Origin of the sequence: Gordonia caeni, assembly GCF_039537105.1 — a bacterium.
Taxonomy (GTDB): Bacteria; Actinomycetota; Actinomycetes; order Mycobacteriales; family Mycobacteriaceae; genus Gordonia; species Gordonia caeni.
On sequence record NZ_BAAAZW010000005.1, the window covers coordinates 345827 to 364116 of the forward strand.

Annotated in this window: 15 protein-coding genes; 14 read left to right on the forward strand and 1 reads right to left on the reverse strand. The window is 71.1% G+C overall.

Annotated elements, in window-relative coordinates; all coding sequences use genetic code 11:
• The first annotated feature begins 137 nt into the window (after window positions 1-137).
• The 4 genes from ABD732_RS10665 (at window position 138) to ABD732_RS10680 (ending at window position 4242) form a co-directional block, all read left to right on the forward strand.
• Window positions 138-839, forward strand: coding sequence for an MBL fold metallo-hydrolase (locus tag ABD732_RS10665; protein WP_344783408.1), 702 nt, complete (start codon window positions 138-140; stop codon window positions 837-839).
• Window positions 836-2119, forward strand: a complete 1284-nt coding sequence (gene hisS, locus ABD732_RS10670) for a histidine--tRNA ligase (RefSeq protein ID WP_344783410.1) — start codon at window positions 836-838, stop codon at window positions 2117-2119. The genes ABD732_RS10665 and hisS overlap by 4 nt, the downstream gene beginning before the upstream one ends.
• Window positions 2120-2275: 156 nt before the next feature.
• Window positions 2276-2761, forward strand: a complete 486-nt coding sequence (locus ABD732_RS10675) for a PH domain-containing protein (protein ID WP_344783412.1) — start codon at window positions 2276-2278, stop codon at window positions 2759-2761.
• Between the two features lie 59 nt (window positions 2762-2820).
• The gene (locus ABD732_RS10680; protein ID WP_344783415.1) at window positions 2821-4242 is read left to right on the forward strand and encodes a PH domain-containing protein; all 1422 of its coding nucleotides are present in this window, start codon (window positions 2821-2823) and stop codon (window positions 4240-4242) included.
• Window positions 4243-4249: 7 nt separating this feature from the next.
• Here the strand turns inward: ABD732_RS10680 and ypfJ are convergent, their stop codons facing one another.
• Window positions 4250-5125, reverse strand: a complete 876-nt coding sequence (gene ypfJ, locus ABD732_RS10685; RefSeq protein ID WP_344783417.1) for a KPN_02809 family neutral zinc metallopeptidase — start codon at window positions 5123-5125, stop codon at window positions 4250-4252.
• A gap of 137 nt (window positions 5126-5262) precedes the next feature.
• Here ypfJ and aspS point away from each other — a divergent pair, with 137 nt between their 5' ends.
• From aspS to aroC, 10 genes are all read left to right on the forward strand, one after another.
• Window positions 5263-7092 carry an aspartate--tRNA ligase gene (aspS, locus tag ABD732_RS10690; protein WP_344783419.1) on the forward strand — a complete coding sequence of 610 codons (1830 nt, stop codon included), beginning with the start codon at window positions 5263-5265 and terminating at the stop codon, window positions 7090-7092.
• The gene (locus ABD732_RS10695) at window positions 7089-8213 is read left to right on the forward strand and encodes a hypothetical protein (protein WP_344783422.1); all 1125 of its coding nucleotides are present in this window, start codon (window positions 7089-7091) and stop codon (window positions 8211-8213) included. Before aspS ends, ABD732_RS10695 begins: the two co-directional genes overlap by 4 nt.
• 39 nt (window positions 8214-8252) lie before the next feature.
• Window positions 8253-9722 (forward strand): replication-associated recombination protein A, encoded by a 1470-nt coding sequence (locus ABD732_RS10700; protein WP_344783424.1) that lies wholly within the window; start codon window positions 8253-8255, stop codon window positions 9720-9722.
• Window positions 9723-9786: 64 nt separating this feature from the next.
• Complete coding sequence (alaS, locus tag ABD732_RS10705) at window positions 9787-12471, forward strand: alanine--tRNA ligase (protein ID WP_344783426.1); 2685 nt, start codon at window positions 9787-9789, stop codon at window positions 12469-12471.
• Window positions 12468-12926, forward strand: coding sequence for a Holliday junction resolvase RuvX (gene ruvX, locus ABD732_RS10710; RefSeq protein ID WP_344783428.1), 459 nt, complete (start codon window positions 12468-12470; stop codon window positions 12924-12926). The genes alaS and ruvX overlap by 4 nt, the downstream gene beginning before the upstream one ends.
• A complete protein-coding gene (locus ABD732_RS10715) occupies window positions 12919-14862 on the forward strand; it encodes an endolytic transglycosylase MltG (protein ID WP_344783430.1) in 1944 nt (647 codons plus the stop codon). Before ruvX ends, ABD732_RS10715 begins: the two co-directional genes overlap by 8 nt.
• The gene (locus ABD732_RS10720) at window positions 14862-15707 is read left to right on the forward strand and encodes a shikimate dehydrogenase (protein ID WP_344783432.1); all 846 of its coding nucleotides are present in this window, start codon (window positions 14862-14864) and stop codon (window positions 15705-15707) included. The genes ABD732_RS10715 and ABD732_RS10720 overlap by 1 nt, the downstream gene beginning before the upstream one ends.
• 93 nt (window positions 15708-15800) lie before the next feature.
• A complete protein-coding gene (locus ABD732_RS10725) occupies window positions 15801-16211 on the forward strand; it encodes a prepilin peptidase (RefSeq protein WP_344783434.1) in 411 nt (136 codons plus the stop codon).
• Window positions 16212-16286: 75 nt separating this feature from the next.
• The gene (locus ABD732_RS10730) at window positions 16287-17051 is read left to right on the forward strand and encodes a DUF1906 domain-containing protein (protein WP_344783436.1); all 765 of its coding nucleotides are present in this window, start codon (window positions 16287-16289) and stop codon (window positions 17049-17051) included.
• A 26-nt stretch (window positions 17052-17077) separates the two neighbouring features.
• Complete coding sequence (gene aroC / locus ABD732_RS10735) at window positions 17078-18286, forward strand: chorismate synthase (protein WP_344783438.1); 1209 nt, start codon at window positions 17078-17080, stop codon at window positions 18284-18286.
• Window positions 18287-18290: the final 4 nt, after the last annotated feature.

Below are 18290 nucleotides of genomic sequence, written 5' to 3' on the forward strand. Positions count from 1 at the left end.
CAGCACCCGTGACCGGTGCGCTGCGCACGCCTCACCGGGGCGGTGTCCGCACGCCGCTGGCGCCGCTCGGCGGCGGTGCTGAGATACTGGGGCCTACGCACCACCCGGCCCGCCGTCGCCGGAGAAGGAAGGCCGCCGTGATCATCACCGGATTCCCCGCGGGGATGTTCCAGACCAACTGCTACCTCGTCGCCGACGAGGAGAGCCGCGAAGCCATCGTCATCGACCCCGGACAGGACTCGGCGCCGCAGGTCCGCGACCTGCTCGCCGAGCAGTCGCTGACCCCCGTCGCGATCTTCCTGACCCACGGGCACCTCGATCACACCTGGAACGCGCAGGAGCTGGCCGACGAGTACTCGATTCCGGTGTACATCCACCCTGACGACCGCGGCATGCTGGCCGATCCCGGCGAGGGCCTCGGAGCGGCGCTCGCCTCGATGATCGGCACCCTGGAGTTCCGGGAGCCGGAGAAGGTGATCGAGTTCAGCGACGGCGAGGAGTTGGAGGTGGCCGGTATTCGCTGGACGGTGGACCACGCCCCCGGGCACACTCGTGGCAGCGTGCTGCTGTCCACGCTGGTTCCCACCGACGCCGGTGACGCTCCCGTCTGCTTCAGCGGGGACGTCCTGTTTCAGGGGTCGATCGGCCGCACCGATCTGCCCGGCGGCAGCCACCGGCAGCTTCTGGACTCGATCGCCGCGCGCCTGCTGCCGCGCGCCGACCACACGGTGATCCTGCCCGGCCACGGCCCGCAGACCACGATCGGCGCCGAACGCGCCGCCAACCCGTTCCTGCAGGACGTGCAGGGCGACATCAAGAAGGGACGATTCGGACTGTGAGTGGAGAATTCGCCGCACCAAAGGGGGTGCCGGACTACTTTCCGCCGGCCTCCGCCGATTTCCTCGCCGTCCGCAACGCCCTGACCGATGCCGCCCACCGCGCCGGCTACGGACACATCGAACTGCCGATCTTCGAGGACACGGCGCTGTTCGCCCGCGGGGTCGGCGAGTCCACCGATGTGGTCAGCAAAGAGATGTACACCTTCGCCGATCGCGGCGGCCGCAGCGTCACGCTGCGCCCGGAGGGCACCGCCGGAGTGGTGCGTGCGGTGATCCAGCACGGGCTCGACCGCGGTCAGCTTCCGGTGAAGGTCTGCTACTCCGGTCCGTTCTTCCGGTACGAGCGCCCGCAGGCCGGCCGCTACCGCCAGCTGCAGCAGGTGGGCGTGGAGGCCATCGGCGTCGACGATCCGGCACTGGACGCCGAGGTGATCGCCGTCGCCGACGAGGGCTACCGCCGGCTCGGCCTGTCCGGCTACCGCCTGGAACTGAGTTCACTCGGCGACGACAGCTGCCGTCCGCAGTACCGAGCGGCCCTGCAGGAGTTCCTGCTCGGTCTCGACCTGGACGAGCCGACCCGCGAGCGGGCCCGCCTCAATCCGCTGCGCGTGCTCGACGACAAGCGCCCCGCGATCCGGGAGGCCACGGCCGGGGCGCCACTGATGATCGACTACCTGAGCGACTCGGCCCGCGACCACTTCGACCGGGTGCGCGGCCACCTCGATCGGCTCGGGGTTCCGTACCAGCTGAATCCGCGTTTGGTCCGCGGCCTGGACTACTACACCAAGACCACCTTCGAGTTCGTCCACGACGGACTGGGCGCGCAGTCCGGGATCGGCGGCGGTGGCCGCTACGACGGCCTGATGGGCCAGCTCGGCGGCAAACAGGAGCTGTCCGGCATCGGCTTCGGCATCGGCGTCGACCGCACCGTGCTCGCGCTGGCCGCCGAGAACGTCTCGGTGGCCGGGGATCCGCGCGTGCAGGTGTACGGCGTCCCGCTCGGCGGGGCCGCCAAGGACGAGCTGGTGGCACTGGCCGCGCGACTGCGGGACAAGGCCGTCGCCGTCGACCTGGCCTACGGCGACCGCGGTCTCAAGGGCGCGATGAAGGCCGCCGACCGCTCCGGAGCCCGCTTCGCGCTGGTACTGGGGGAGCGTGAGCTCGACGCGGGGGTGATCGAAGTGAAGGATCTGCGCACCGGCGACCAGCAGGAGATCGCGCTGGACTCGGTGGTCGACCACCTCGCCGCCCGTCTCGCCGGGGACCCGGCCACCGAGTAGGACGCGCGACTCCGCGGGCGCGGTGGATTTCGGCGCTTTGACCGACCTCGGCGGTCTGCTCGAGCGCCAAGATCGGCAGGCGAAGTCCTTCCGCGGAGGCTCCGGAGGATTCCGCGGTCGAACGGCGCCATCGAACGGCACAGTAGGTTGGACGCCATGGTGCTCGATCTGCTGCAACCCGACCATCCGCAGCTGACGCCGGTCTCACCCCGCCTCTCCACCGCGCGCCGGATGAGTTCGGCGCTGTTCTTCGCGATTCCGGCGATCGCCGGCGCGGTGCTGGCCGCGCTGGTCCAGCCGGCGTTCTGGGCGCTGACCGGGGCGGCGGTCGCCGCCTGGGCGGTGTCGTTCTGGGTGATCGGTCGACGGGTGTCAGCGCACCGGTACCTCGAAGATCGTGCCGACATCATCGTCGCGCGCGGGCGCTGGTGGCGGCAGGTGACGGTGGTCCCGTACGGCCGCATTCAGTTCGTGGACCTCGACGAGGGTCCACTGCTGCGGCTCTTCGGGCTGGCCCGACTGCAACTCAACACGGCCTCGGCCACCTCGGATGCGGCCATCGACGGCATCCCGCGCGCGGCCGCCCAGGAACTGCGTGAACGGCTCTCCGAGCGGGCGCGGGAAGCGATGGCCGGACTGTGACGTCCCCGGCGACTCCCGGCTACGCCACCGGCAGGCGGCGGGTGCATCCGCTCACCGCCGTGAGCGGACTGATTCCGGCGGGGGCGACCCTCGCGGTGGTCCTGGCTTTCAACGGTTCCGCGGCGCTGGCCGGTGTCGACCGGCTGACGCAGGGCCGCGGCGGTGCGGCGGCGGTCCTGGCCGTGCTCGGGATCCTCGTGGTCTGCGCGCTGGTGCTGGTGGCGGCCGGCTGGATCTCGTGGCTGTACCGGTTCTACGAGCTCGACGCCGACCAGATGTCCATCGGCTCGGGCTGGCTCATCCGCAGCCGCCGCACGGCGCGGCTGGACCGGGTGCAGGCGGTGGACATCACCCGCCCCCTGCTCGCCCGGCTCGCCGGCCTCGGGGAGGTGCGGATCGAGACCGCGGGCGGCCGCAACTCCGATCTGGTGGTCAAGTACCTGACGGTGGCTGACTGCGAGGACCTGCGGGCCCGGGTGCTGGAGGGGACGAGGGCGCGCGGCGAACCCCGGGGGCGCGCGCACGCCGCGCCGCACGCGGGCACGGCACCGTCGGCCGGCGCACCGCCGGCGGGAACAGCACCGGCGGGGGCGCCGACGGCCGGGGGATCGGGGCCGACCGTGCTCGACGGCCCGTTGCCGGCGGATCGGCTGTTGGGTTCGGTCCTGTTGAGCTCAGGGATGGTGGCGCTGGCCGGCGTGGTCACGGTGCTCGTGGTCGCCGGGATCGTCGCCCTGGCATTCGGGCTGTTCGCCGCGGCGCAGCCGCTGACCTGGATCGCCGGTGCGCTGGGGGCGGTGTCGGTCGGTACCGTCTCGGCGATCGTCTTCGGCCTGCTCGGCGTCCTCGGCAACGCGTGGTCGGCGTGGAATCGCTTCCACGGGTTCACCGTGAGCGACGATCGCGCCGCCGGGCAGTTGTACATCGAGGCCGGTCTGACCACCACGCGGCGGCAGAGCGTCCCGGTACGCCGCATCCACGCGCTGGAGGTGACCGAACCCCTCTGGTGGCGCCGGCACGGCTGGGCGCGGGTCACCTCGGACATCGCCGGGTACGCCGGGGAGACGGCCCAGGTGGCCACCACGCTGCTTCCGGTGGCCCCGAGGGCCCGGGCCGACGCGCTGGTCGACCGGATTCTCGGTCAGATCGCGCCCGGGGCGTCCGCAGAGGCCGAAGACCGCTGGGCCACGCCGCGGCGGGCCCGGTGGGTTTCACCGATCGATTGGCGGGCACAGTCGGTCACGGTCACCCCGCGTGCCCTGGTGGTCGGTCGCGGCCGATTCTTCGCGCGCCGGGCGGCGATCCCGTGGGCCCGCATCCAGGGACACACGGTGGTCCAGGGGCCCCTCGCGCGCCGACTCGACGTGGTCGACGTCCGCATCGATCTGGTGCCCGGTCCCGTCGTGGTCACCGCCGCGCAGCTGACGCCGTCGGATGCGGCCGCGTTGACGCGCCGCCTGCAGGAACGCCGAGGGGCCTGACGGGAAGTTACAGGTCGTTGGTGGCGAAGGTGTCGCAGCGGCGCGGGTCACCGTCGGCGTAGCCGATCTTGAACCACCGCACGCGCTGGTCCGCCGAACCGTGCGTCCAGCTCTCCGGGTTGGAGCGCGCCCCCTGGATGGTGTCGTCACCGATGGCGCGGGCCGTCTTGATCACCGAGTCGATCTGCTCGTCGGTGAGCGGCTCCAGCATCGCGTCCGGCCCCTTGTCCGCGTGGTAGGCCCACACGCCGGCCAGGCAGTCGGCCTGCAACTCGATCCGGACCGATCCCTCGTTGCCCATCCGCTGTCCCTTGGCCAGCACACCGGTCAGGTTCTCGATGTGGTGCGCGAACTCGTGGGCCACCACGTACTCCTGGGCCAGTGGCCCGTCCGAACCGCCCATGCGTTTGAGGTCGGCGAAGAACGAGGGATCGAAGTACGCGGTCTCGTCGGCGGGACAGTAGAACGGGCCCATCGCCGAGGAGGCGGCGCCGCAGCCGGTGTTGATCGAGCCGGAGAAGATCACCGTCTTCGGTGCGGTGTACCCCTTCATCAGCGTGGGCCACACCTTGTTGAGGCTGTTGGTGGTCGCCACGATGCGGCAGACGTCGCTGGTGTTGGCCAACTCGATCGTGCAGTCGTCGATCTGCTGCTGGAGGGCCTCGTTGGAGCCCACATCGTTGCTCTGCTGGTAGGCGCTGGTCCCGCCGCCGCCGGTGATGTCGCCCGGATTGATGCCGAAGAGCAGGGCGACGATGGTCAGCAGGAGGCCGGCGCCGCCGCCGATCGCGATCTTGCCGCCGCCGAAACCACCGCCACCACCGCCGGAACCGCCTGCGCGGACGCCGCTGGTATCCAGGCCACCACTGCCTTGAAAAGTCACGGTTCTCATGATGACACGCAGCGACCGGTCTGCCGGTAGATGCGCGCCAAGGGGATGCGAAGTGCCGTCTGTCGCCGGGGACCACTACGATTGTCGGTTGAGTATGTCTGCCGTCCGGCACCGCTGAAAGGAACTCAGTGCTTCGCACCCATCCCGCCGGTTCTCTCCGTCGTGAGAACGCCAATCAGACCGTCACCGTCGTCGGTTGGGTGGCCCGCCGCCGCGACCACGGGGGAGTGGTCTTCATCGATCTCCGCGACAGCTCCGGGCTGGTGCAGGTGGTGTTCCGGGACGAACAGGTCGCCGAGGCCGCGCATCGGCTGCGCGCCGAGTTCTGCGTGCAGGTGACCGGTCAGGTCGAGGTGCGTCCGGCCGGGAGCGAGAACCCGTCGCTGGCCTCGGGTGACGTGGAGATCAACGCGGTCGAGCTCACGGTGCTCAACGAGTCGGCGCCGCTGCCGTTCCAGCTCGACGAACACCCCGGGGAAGAGGCCCGGCTGCGGTACCGCTACCTGGATCTGCGGCGCGAGGGCCCGGCCCGTGCGCTGCGGCTCCGTTCGCAGGCCAACGCCGCTGCCCGCGCGGTTCTGGCCGAGAACGACTTCCTTGAGATCGAGACGCCGACGCTGACGCGGTCGACGCCCGAGGGCGCCCGCGACTTCCTGGTGCCCGCGCGCCTGCAGCCGGGCTCGTTCTACGCGCTTCCGCAGAGTCCGCAGTTGTTCAAGCAGTTGCTGATGGTCGCCGGCATGGAGCGCTACTACCAGATCGCCCGCTGCTACCGCGACGAGGACTTCCGGGCCGACCGCCAGCCCGAGTTCACTCAGCTCGACCTGGAGATGAGCTTCGTCGACGAGGACGACGTGATCGCTCTCGCCGAACAGATCCTGGTGGCGCTGTGGCGCCTGATCGGGCATGAGATCACCACCCCGATCCCGCGCATCACCTATGCCGAGGCGATGCGCCGCTTCGGCACCGACAAGCCGGATCTGCGCTTCGGCCTGGAACTGGTCGAGTGCACCGACTACTTCGCCGACACCCCGTTCCGGGTCTTCCAGGCTCCGTACGTGGGGGCCGTGGTGATGCCGGGCGGCGCCTCCCAGCCCCGCAGGCAGCTCGACGCCTGGCAGGAGTGGGCCAAGCAGCGCGGCGCCCGGGGCCTGGCCTACGTGCTGGTCCAGGAGGACGGCACGCTGACCGGTCCGGTCGCCAAGAACCTGTCCGAGACCGAGCTCGCCGGGCTCGCCGCACACGTCGGCGCCCAGCCGGGCGACTGCATCTTCTTCGCGGCCGGCCCGGTCAAGGGCATGCGTGCTCTGCTCGGCGCCGCCCGGGTGGAGATCGCGAACAAGCTCGACCTGATCACGCCGGGGGACTGGGCGTTCACCTGGGTGGTGGATGCGCCGCTGTTCGAGCCGGCCGACGACGCGACCGCATCCGGGGACGTCGCCGTGGGTGCCGGCGCCTGGACCGCAGTGCACCACGCCTTCACCTCGCCCAAGCCGGAGTCGCTGGAGAATCTCGAGGCCGATCCGGGCGGGGCGCTGGCCTACGCCTACGACATCGTCTGCAACGGCAACGAGATCGGCGGTGGCTCCATCCGTATCCACCGTCGGGACGTGCAGGAACGCGTCTTCGCGCTCATGGGCATCGATCACGATGAGGCGCAGGAGAAGTTCGGCTTCCTGCTCGACGCCTTCGCCTTCGGCGCCCCGCCGCACGGCGGTATCGCCTTCGGCTGGGACCGCATCACCGCGCTGCTGGCCGGCGAGCCTTCGATCCGCGAAGTGATCGCCTTCCCGAAGTCCGGCGGCGGAGTGGACCCGCTCACCGACGCGCCCGCACCGATCACCGCGCAGCAGCGCAAGGAGTCGGGCATCGACGCCCGGCCGGCCCCGAAATCCCAGCCCGCCACCGCGAAGGGCGACGTCGATCCACAGAAGGCCGAGACCGCACCGATCCGATGACCGCCATCGCAGAACAACATCTCGCCGAGGTTCTGGCCACCGGCGAGGCACTGCTGGCTCGTCGTGCGGGTTCGTCGATCACCCTCACCGACCCGGAGGATCTGGGGGGCACCGGCCGCAGCGTGGTGGTGCGCGCCCGGCTGCTGGACAATCCGCTGGCCACGGGCCGCACCGTGGTGATCAAGGTGCTCGACGAGGACGCGCCGACGGCCCCGTTCCTGCGCGAGGTGGCGGCCTACCGCTATGCGACGGCGCTGCCCAATCAGTCGCGTCCCGGCCCGCAGCTGCTCGCCTCCGACCCGGCCAGCCGGATGCTGGTGCTCACCGATCTGGGCCACGGCCGCGGAATGGTCGAGCTCCTCGGCGAGAATCCGGCCGCCGCGCGGCGCGGAGTGAGTGCCTGGGGTCAGGCGCTCGGCCGCATGCACGCCGCCACGGTCGGCGGCGAGAACGACTTCGATGCGCTGTTGCGTCTGACCGCCGGCCGCGGGACCGAGGGCAGCCGCGACGAGGTGGCCACCCAGGCCCGCGCGGCGCGGGACGGCGCCACCGCGCTGACGGCGCGGCTCGGCATGGAGTTGCCGCCGCGGCTGGCCGACGATCTGGCCGCCGGCTGCCGTCTGTTCGCCGGCGGCGACCTGCGGGCCTTCAGCCCGTCCGACGTCGGTCCGGAGAACATCCTGATCAACGAGGACGGCGTCCAGTTCATGGACTACGAGTTCGGCGCGTTCCGGGATGCCTCCCTCGATGTGGCCTACGCGCTGGTGACCTTCCCGGCCTACCTCGCGGAAGGCTCGGTGCGCCGGCGCGTCGATCTGGAGACGCAGCTCGTCGACGCCTGGCGCAGCGAAGTGCAGGGACTGTGGCCGTCGGTGGGCAGCGATGCGTCCCTGGCGAGACTGGTGCTGGTCGCCCGCACCCTGTGGGTCTGGCTCAGCACGCACTGGATGGTCACCGGTGGTACCGGCGGCCACGACTGGGCGCTGCACACCAGCGATGCCCGGCTGGTCCTGACCCGGTGGGCCGATCTGGCCGACGCGGCCCGCCGCGCCGGCGACGACGAACTGCTGGACGCGGTGGAGGCTACCGAACGCGCGCTGCGCCTGTTCTGGTTCGACTGACGCGAACACGCACGGCGCGACGAGGATTGGGATGAGGCGATGAACGAGGCGGAGCCCGGACTGTTCGCCGACCCGGCCGATCCGGCGCCGGCCGGTGCTGGTGGCGGGGTCCCGCGCGGGCCGAACCGGCCCCTCGCCGTCCGGATGCGGCCGGAATCACTCGACGAGATCGTCGGTCAGGACCACCTGCTCGGCGATCGTGCGCCGCTGCGGCGGCTGATCGAGGGCTCGGGTGCCTCGTCGGTGCTGCTCTACGGTCCGCCCGGTACCGGCAAGACCACCATGGCCTCGCTGATCAGTCGCGCCACCGGGGGGCGCTTCGAGGCGCTGTCGGCGCTGTCGGCCGGAGTCAAAGAGGTCCGGGCGGTGATCGACCTGGCGCGGCGGCGGCTGGCGCAGGGCCAGCAGACCGTCCTGTTCATCGACGAGGTGCACCGGTTCTCCAAGACCCAACAGGACGCCCTGCTCGATGCGGTGGAGAACCGGATCGTGCTCCTGGTGGCGGCGACCACGGAGAACCCGTCGTTCTCGGTGGTGGCGCCGCTGCTGTCCCGCTCGCTGGTGCTGCAGTTGCGGCCTCTCGCCGACGACGACATCGCCGCGGTCCTGGATCGGGCGATCGCCGACGAGCGGGGTCTCGGCGGTGCGGTCGCCCTGTCCGCCGAAGCACGCGACCACCTGATCGCCATCGCCGGCGGCGACGCCCGGCGTGCGCTGACGGCGCTGGAGGCCAGCGCCGACGGAGTGCTGCGAGACACCGAACCGCACGGGATCGACGAGGGCGACGCCGCTCAGGAGGCTGATCACGACGCGGAGCAGGCGGATGCCGCGCCGGCCGCGGTCCGGGAGCTTTCGGTCGCCGACGTCGAATCGGCCGTAGACCGGGCCGCCGTCCGCTACGACCGCGACGGCGACCAGCACTACGACGTCACGAGCGCCTTCATCAAATCCATCCGCGGCTCCGACGTCGATGCCGCACTCCACTACCTGGCCCGGATGATCGCGGCGGGGGAGGACCCGCGCTTCATCGCCCGCCGGCTGATGATCCACGCCAGCGAGGACATCGGGATGGCCGATCCGACCGCCCTGCAGACCGCGGTGGCCGCGGCGCAGGTGGTGCAACTGGTCGGCATGCCCGAGGCGCGCCTGGCACTGACGCAGGCCACCATCCACCTGGCCACCGCCCCCAAGTCGCCCGGCGTGGTGCAGGCGCTGGGGGCCGCGCTGGCCGACGTCAACGCCGGCCGGATCGGGACCGTGCCGCCGCACCTGCGCGACGGCCACTATCAGGGCGCAGAGACCATGGGTAACGCGGTCGGCTACAAGTACGCGCACAGCTACCCGGGCGGCGTCGTCACCCAGCAGTACCCGCCCGATCCGATCGTCGGGCGTGACTACTACGAACCCACCGATCACGGATTCGAGCGGGAGCTCGCGCCGCGGGTGGGGCGCCTGCGGGCGATTGTGCGCGGCCTGTCCGGGCGCCGCGGCGGACGCGGCGGCGCCTGATTCGGCGAGCGCCGGTAGACTGACGGGCTGACTCTCCGCGACCGTAGGTAAGGACACTCGCCCAGTGCAGACGCATGAAATCCGGAAGCGCTTCCTGGATCACTTCATCCGGGCCGGACACACCGAGGTGCCCAGCGCCTCACTGATCCTGGACGACCCCAACCTGCTGTTCGTCAACGCGGGAATGGTGCCATTCAAGCCGTACTTCCTGGGCGACCAGACCCCGCCGTATCAGCGCGCGACCAGCGTGCAGAAGTGCGTGCGCACCCTCGACATCGACGAGGTGGGCGTCACCACCCGGCACAACACCTTCTTCCAGATGGCCGGCAACTTCTCTTTCGGCGACTACTTCAAGCGCGAGGCCATCGAGTTCGCCTGGTCGCTGCTGACCGATCCGGTCGACGAGGGCGGCTACGGCATCGACCCGGAGAAGCTGTGGCCCACGGTCTACCTCGACGACGAAGAGGCCGAGACCATCTGGCGCGACGTGATCGGCGTGCCGGCCGAGCGCATCCAGCGCCGTGGCATGGCCGACAACTACTGGTCGATGGGTGTGCCCGGCCCGTGTGGTCCGTGTTCGGAGATCTTCTACGACCGCGGCCCCGAGTACGGCGTCGAGGGTGGCCCGGAGGCCGACGAGGACCGCTACATCGAGATCTGGAATCTCGTGTTCATGCAGAACGAGCGGGGCGCCGGTACCAGCAAGGACGACTACGAGATCCTGGGGCCGCTGCCGAAGAAGAACATCGACACCGGCATGGGGATCGAACGCGTCGCCTGCATCCTGCAGGGCGTCGACAACGTCTACGAGACCGATCTGCTCAAGCCGGTGATCGACCTGGCCGCGGAACTGTCCGGGCGCGCCTACGGTGCCGGCAACGCCGACGACGACGTCCGGTTCCGGGTGATCGCCGACCATTCGCGCACCGCCGTGATGCTGATCGGTGACGGTGTGATCCCCGGCAACGACGGCCGCGGCTACGTGCTGCGACGGCTGCTCCGCCGCGTCGTGCGGTCGATGCGGCTGCTGGGGGCCACCCAGCCGACCATGGCGGCGATCGTGCAGAAGGTGATCGACGAGATGAGCCCGGCCTACCCGGAGCTCGCCGAGCAGCGCGACCACATCCTCGCCGTCACCGTCGCCGAGGAGGAGTCCTTCGGCAAGACGCTGGCGTCGGGCTCCAAGCTGTTCGCCGACGCCGCCGCATCCACCCGGCAGGCGGGGCGGAGCCGGATCAGCGGTGACGACGCCTTCACCCTGCACGACACCTACGGCTTCCCGATCGACCTGACGCTGGAGATGGCGTCCGAGGCCGGACTGGAGGTGGACCGGGACGGGTTCGCCGCCCTGATGGCAGAGCAGCGCGGCCGGGCCAAGGCCGACGCCTCCGCCCGCAAGAGCGGTCACGCCGACCTGTCGGTGTACCGGGACTTCCTCGACCGGGGCCCCACCGAGTTCACCGGCTTCGACGAACTGGTGTCCCAGGCGCGGGTGCTCGGCCTGGTCTCCGGCGGCGAACGCGTCGCCTCGGCCGCGCCGGGCACCGAGCTCGAGGTGATCCTGGACCGCACTCCGCTGTACGCCGAGGCGGGTGGTCAGCTGGCCGATCTGGGCACCATCACGACCGGCTCGGGCGTGCGCCTGAGCGTCAAGGACGTGCAACGCGTCAACAAGCAGGTCTGGCTGCACCGCGTGGTGGTCGACGAAGGCGAGATCGTCGAGGGCGACGAGGTGCTGGCGGCCGTCGACGCGGCCTGGCGGCACGGCGCCACCCAGGGTCATTCGGGCACCCACCTGGTGCACGCGGCCCTGCGGCAGGTGCTCGGCCCCACCGCGACCCAGGCCGGTTCGTTGAACCGCCCGGGATATCTGCGCTTCGACTTCCACTCGCCGGCGCCGCTCAGCGAACTGCAGCGCGCCGAGATCGAGCGCATCAGCAATGAGGCGGTGGAGGCGAACTACGCCGTCAACACCTTCCAGACCGACCTGGCGACCGCCAAGTCGATGGGTGCCCTCGCCCTGTTCGGCGAGAACTACGGGGACGAGGTCCGCGTAGTGGAGATCGGCGGCCCGTTCTCGATGGAGCTGTGCGGCGGCACCCACGTCGCCGGGTCCGCGCAGATCGGCCCGGTCACCGTGATCGGCGAGGGCTCGGTGGGATCGGGGGTGCGCCGGGTGGAGGCCTATGTCGGCATGGACTCGCTGCGCTACCTGTCCAAGGAGCGTGCGCTGCTGGCGGGACTGGCGTCGTCGCTGAAAGTGCCCTCCGAGCAGGTCCCCGAACGGGTCGAGAACCTGGTGACGCGACTCAAGGATGCGGAGAAGGCGCTCGAGGCCGTCCGTGCCGAGCAGGCGCGCGCCGCGGTCGGCGGCCTGATCGATTCGGCCGAAACCGTCGCCGGGACCCTGGTGGTGACCGGCCGGGTGGCCGACGGCGTGGATGCCAACGGCCTGCGGTCGCTGGCGACCGAGCTGCGCGGCAAAGTGGCCGCCCGCGACGCCGTGGTCGTGCTGCTGTCGGTGGACGGCGCCAAGGTCCCCTTCGTCGCCGCCACCACCGAGGCCGCGCGTGCGAGCGGACTGCGCGCCGGTGACCTGGTGAAGGAGATCGCACCACTGGTGTCCGGCCGCGGCGGGGGCAAGCCCGACCTGGCCCAGGGGTCGGGCAGCGATGCCGGCGGCATCGACGCCGCCCTCAAGCGTGTGCGCGAAGTGGTCGGCGAACGCGGTACCGACTCCGCCCGATGACGGGCATCCAGCCGCGCGGGCGCCGCCTGGGCATCGACGTCGGGAGTGTGCGGATCGGGGTCGCCAGCTGCGATCCGGACGGCATCCTGGCCACTCCCGTCGAAACGGTGCAGCACACCACCACCGCTGCCGCCGTGCGCCGGATCGCCGAGATCGCCGACGAGTACGAGGCGGTCGAAGTGATCGTCGGATCGCCACGGACCCTCCGGAACACCGAGGGTGCCGCGGTGGCCGCCGCACGCGAGTTCGGTGACGCGGTGGCCGCGGCCATCGCTCCGGTCCCGGTGCTTTATCACGACGAGCGACTCACCACGGTGACGGCCGCGGGCGCCCTGCGTGCAAGTGGAAAGAAGGGCAAAGCCGCGCGTGCCGTGATCGATCAAGCAGCAGCTGTAGCTATCCTGCAAGGATGGTTGGACGCCCGACGCAGTGGAGGATGGGACTCAAGTGACTGAGCAGGATGGGGCGAACGGACCCGGCGAGGACTCGCCGCCGGCCGGTTCCCGGGTCCCCCCGGGCGGTTCGCCGGAGGCACCGCGGATCCGCCACCGGCGCCGTCGTGCTCCCGGTGACCCCACCACCACGGGGAGTATCCCGATCATCCGCACGCCGTCGGGCACCCCGGATCCGACCGTCGACTATCGACGTCCCGAGCCCTCCCAGAATCCGTACCTCGAGATCCGGTACGCACAGCCGAAGCTGCCCGACTCGCAGGTGAATCAGCCGGGCTTCGCCGAGCCGGCGCCCCCGGCCCCGCGGCCCGAGCGCCGGCGTGCCGAACCCCCGCGTGCCGAACCCCCGCAACCCGAACCCCCGCGTGCCGAACCTGCGCGAGTGGAGCCGCCGCGTGCCGAACCTGCGCGCGTTGAACCGCCGGAGCCCCCCACCGTTCCCGCACCGATCGCGCAGCCGCGACAGTCGGTCTCGCCCGCTGACGTGACACCCACGGCGCCGACCACCTCGCAACTGCCGGGCGAATCAGCCGCCCACCGCACCGAACCGGCTCCGGCCGACATCGCTTCGCCCGACCTGCTCTCGCCTGACGTTCTCTCGTCCGGGCCGGTGCCGGCCCGGGAGACCTCGCACGCCGGTCTGGGCGCGGCGGCACCGACCTTCGACATCCTCGACGAGGGTCCTGGTGCGCCCGGTCCCGCGCCGCACGGCGGCTGGGACGGACCGGACGGTCCCGACGGTCCCGACGGTCCCGACGGGCCGGGAGGCTTCGGCGACGCCGAGGATCGGCGCGGCATGCCTGCCCCGCACAAACGGCACAAGGCGCTGATCGCGGTGGTCGCCGTGATCCTCGTGGTGTTGCTCGGCGCAGTGATCGGACTGCGGCAGGTGGGCGTCTTCGATTCGCGCAAGGATTTCGATTCCACCACCGGGGGCAACTCCGCGCTGGTGGAGATCCCTGAACAGTCGTCTCTGCGCGACTTCGGCCGGATCCTCGCCGACGCCGGCGTGGTGGGCAGTCAGCGTGCTTTCGTCGACGCGGCGGGCGACCGCCAGCTGTCCGCCGGCTACTACACGCTGCCGACCGGGATCTCCGGTACCGCAGCCGTGGACATGATGGAAGGCGACGCCCACCGGGTCGGTCGCCTGGTGATCCCCGAAGGGCTCCAGCTGGACTCCAAGAAGGGCGTGGACGGCAAGACGACCCCCGGGATCTTCGAGATGCTGGCCGACGTCACCTCGGTGGAGGCCGACGGGCAGCAGTACGGCGTCACGGTCGACGAACTGCAGCGTGCCGCCGCCGAATCGTCGGTGGAAGAGCTCGGCGTGCCGAAGTGGGCGGCCGCCGCGGTGAAGCGACTCGACAACGACCACCGCCGCATCGAGGGTCTGATCGCCTCGGGTGCCTGGGAGGACATCGATCCGCGTCAGGACGCCGCCGAGCTGCTGCACTCGCTGATCACGCGCAGCGTCACCCGCTTCGAGACGTGGGGATTGCTGAGCGCCAACAACTCGGGCCTGATGCCCTACGACACGCTGATCGTGGCGTCGATCGTGGAGCGTGAGGTGAGCAACGACGACGACTACGGCAAGGCCGCCCGGGTGATCCTGAACCGTCTCGACGAGGGCCAGAAACTCGAAATGGACTCCACCGCCAACTACACCGCGCAGGTGACCAACATCGATGTGCACGGTGAGGCGTACACCGACAAGACCGAGTGGAACACCTACCAGCGCGACGGCTTGCCGGTGACGCCGATCGGCGCGGTCGGCGAGCGGGCCCTGGAGGCGGTGGAGAGTCCGGCGACGGGGGACTGGCTGTACTTCGTGACCGTCGATTCGAAGGGCACCACCCTGTTCGCGAGGACCTTCGACCGCCACAAGAAGAACCGCCAGATCGCCTGCCGGAACAAGTTCATCACCACCGGCTGCAGCTGATGGACCGATCGGCAGCCGGCGCGGAAGGTCCGCGCAGAGCCGCGGTACTGGGCTCTCCGGTGGGGCACTCGCGCTCCCCGGACCTGCACCGGGCCGCCTACGAGGCGCTCGGCCTGGCGGGCTGGACCTACGTGGCTGTGGAGACCACCGCCGAGGAACTGCCCGGCCGGATCGCCGCCGCCGGCCCGGAGTGGGTGGGGTTCTCGGTCACCATGCCCGGCAAGTTCGCGGCCCTCGCCGTCGCCGACGAGCGCACCGAGCGCGCCGAGCTGATCGGCTCGGCCAACACCCTGGTGCGCCTGCCCGACGGTCGCTGGCGCGCGGACTGCACCGACGTCGACGGCATGACCGGCGCGCTCGACGAGGCCGGCGTACCGCGCGGGGCCGACCGCGCGGTGGTGATCGGTGCGGGTGGGACCTCGCTGCCCACCATCGCCGCGCTCGCCGAGTGGGGGGTGCGCGCGCTGACCATCGTCGCTCGCAGCGCCCCGCGCGCGCGGGCCGCGGTGCACCTGGCCGAGCGGCTCGGCATGTCCGTCGAGGTGGTCGGCTTCACCGGCGGGGAACCGTTGCGGGAGGCGGCGGCCGGCGCGGATGTCGTGGTCTCCACGGTGCCCGCGGGCGCGACGGGTGAGATCGTCGAGTCGCTGCGCGGCATCGGCCGACTGATCGACGTTATCTACGACCCCTGGCCTACTCCGCTGGCGGCCGCGGTCGCCGATGCGGGCGGCACGGTGGTCGGCGGCCTGACGATGCTGCTCAATCAGGCCTACAGCCAGGTCGAACAGTTCACCGGCCGCCCCGCGCCGCGTGCCGCGATGGCCGCGGCCCTGGGACGCTCCTGATCGACCCGTCCGATTGTGGACACCCGCCGCCGAGCGGGTGCCGGCTGTGGACGTCGCGGAGCCGCCAGATTCTGCGAGGTCCACGCTGGATCCATGACCTGGGCGCTGGCCGGAGACCTCGCGATCGCCGCGTACCTGGTGCTGCTGGCGGACGTCGACCGCCGGACGGGACGCCTGCCCAACCGTCTGCTGGCACCCCTGCTGGCGATCGCTCTGGCCGCGGCGTGTGTGCATCCGCCCGCTGTCGCGGGGGCGCTCGTCGCCGCAACGGTGTACCTGGCAGGCTTTCTGGCGCATTCGTGCGGCGGGGGCGACGTGAAGCTGGCGGCCGGGTGCGGAGCGCTCCTCGGTTCGATGGCCGCGGCGCTGCTCGCGGTGGCGGCGGCCGCCCTGCTCACCGTCGTGCTGTGCCTGGTCACCCGGCGGCAGGCGGTTCCGCACGGACCGGCGCTGGTCGCTGCGACACTGGCGGTGGGAATGCTGCGTCTCTTATCCGAGTTGTGACATGTGGTGTACGAGTGACCAGAGGTACGGGAGTTACTCTGAGCGGGTAGTCTGCCGCCCACCCGTGAGGTCACCGTGTCCGTTTCTCGTCGCCGCTTCTTCTCCACCGTCGCCGCCGGCGCGGGCGCCGCCGCACTGCTCACGGCGCCGCGAGCACGAGCCGACACCCTCGCCGATCTGGTGCCGAGCGGCTCCTCGGAACTGCCGCCGTCGTTACCGCCCGACGTGGCGCACGGCACGCTCCTGGACTACGCCGTGGGAATTCCGGAACCCGAAGCGGTGAAGGCCGCCGGCCACGCCGGCGTGATCCGCTACATCTCCGACCGGCGGCCGGGTGCGGAGTACATGACGGGCAAACCGCTGCGGGCCGAGGAGGCGACCGCGATGCGGGCCGCCGGCCTGACGGTGGTCTCCAACTATCAGTTCGGCAAGGAAGCGACCGCCGACTGGCTGGGCGGCTACCCGGCCGGACTCGATCACGCCAAGCGCGGCGTCGCCATCCACCGGGCGGCAGGGGGACCGGGCTCGGCGCCGATCTACGTCTCCATCGACGACAATCCGACCTTTACGCAGTTCGTCACCCAGATCGCGCCGTATCTGCTGGCCTGGCAATCGGTGATCGGGCCGCTGCGCACCGGCGTCTACGGCAACGCCCCGGTGATCCAGTGGGCGTCCAGCTTCGGGCTCGCACGCTGGTTCTGGCAGCACGATTGGGGCACCCCGCAGGGCTACCGCCATCCGTCCGCGCACCTGCATCAACTCCGCGGTCAGCAGCAGGTCGGCGGCGTGACCGTGGACGTCAACACCATCCTGAAGCCGCAGTACGGTCAGTGGACCTGAGCCGCTGAGACCGCTGCGGCGGGCTCGTGGAACAATCGTTCATTGTGTTGCGCTGGATAACTGCTGGAGAATCGCATGGGCCCGCCCTGGTCTCAATGGTCGACGGAATGGTGGCCGGGGTCGAGGTCACCTCGACCGACATCGCTGAACAACTCGCGCGCCGGCGCCTGGGCTACGGCCGCGGCGCCCGGATGAAGTTCGAGGCCGACCAGGTGACCGTGATCGGCGGGATCCGGCACGGGAAGACCCTGGGGAGTCCGATCGCGATCGAGATCGGCAACACCGAGTGGCCCAAGTGGGAGCAGGTGATGGCCGCCGACCCGGTGGATCCGGCCGAACTCGCCGGCAGCGCCCGCAACGCGCCGCTGACCCGTCCGCGCCCCGGTCATGCCGACTACTCGGGAATGCTCAAGTACGGCTTCGACGATGCGCGGCAGGTCCTCGAACGGGCCAGCGCCCGCGAGACGGCTGCGCGCGTCGCCGCCGGGACCGTCGCCCGGAACTTCCTGCGCCAGGTGTTCGGGATCGAGGTCCTCTCGCACGTGGTCTCCATCGGAGACAGCGAGCCCTACGACGGTCCCGCGCCGGTGTACGCCGATCTGACCGCGATCGACGACAGCCCCGTGCGCGCCTTCGGCAAAGACGCCGAGACCTCGATGATCGACGAGATCGAGGCCGCCAAACGCGACGGCGACACCCTCGGCGGCGTCGTCGAGATCCTGGCGACCGGTGTGCCCGTCGGGCTCGGCTCGCACGTCTCCGGGGAGACCCGCCTCGACGCCCGACTGGCGGGCGCCCTGATGGGCATCCAGGCCATCAAGGGCGTCGAAGTGGGTGACGGCTTCACCACGGCTCGCCGCCGCGGCAGCCAGGCGCACGACGAGATGGTGCCCGGCGCCGACGGCGTCCTGCGCTCCACCAACCGCGCCGGCGGCCTCGAGGGCGGCATGACCAACGGCGAGGACCTCCGGGTCCGTATCGCGATGAAGCCGATCTCGACGGTGCCGCGCGCCCTGTCCACCGTGGACATGGAGACCGGTGAACCGGCCAGCGCCATCCATCAGCGCAGCGACGTCTGCGCCGTGCCGGCCGCCGGGGTGGTCGCCGAGGCGATGGTCGCCCTCGTCGTCGCCCAGGCCGCACTGGAGAAGTTCGGCGGCGACTCGGCCCGCGAGACCGCCGCGAACCTGCGCGGCTACCTCGACGCCATCGACGCGCGGCCGCCGCGGCCGTGACGCC

Bases quoted from the DNA above. Each gene is read 5' to 3' on its own strand.
- ABD732_RS10675 (WP_344783412.1), top strand. From the start codon at position 2,276: ATGGTGCTCGATCTGCTGCAACCCGACCATCCGCAGCTGACGCCGGTC.
- ABD732_RS10695 (WP_344783422.1), top strand. From the start codon at position 7,089: ATGACCGCCATCGCAGAACAACATCTCGCCGAGGTTCTGGCCACCGGC.
- ABD732_RS10700 (WP_344783424.1), top strand. From the start codon at position 8,253: ATGAACGAGGCGGAGCCCGGACTGTTCGCCGACCCGGCCGATCCGGCG.
- ruvX (WP_344783428.1), top strand. From the start codon at position 12,468: ATGACGGGCATCCAGCCGCGCGGGCGCCGCCTGGGCATCGACGTCGGG.
- ABD732_RS10720 (WP_344783432.1), top strand. From the start codon at position 14,862: ATGGACCGATCGGCAGCCGGCGCGGAAGGTCCGCGCAGAGCCGCGGTA.
- ABD732_RS10725 (WP_344783434.1), top strand. From the start codon at position 15,801: ATGACCTGGGCGCTGGCCGGAGACCTCGCGATCGCCGCGTACCTGGTG.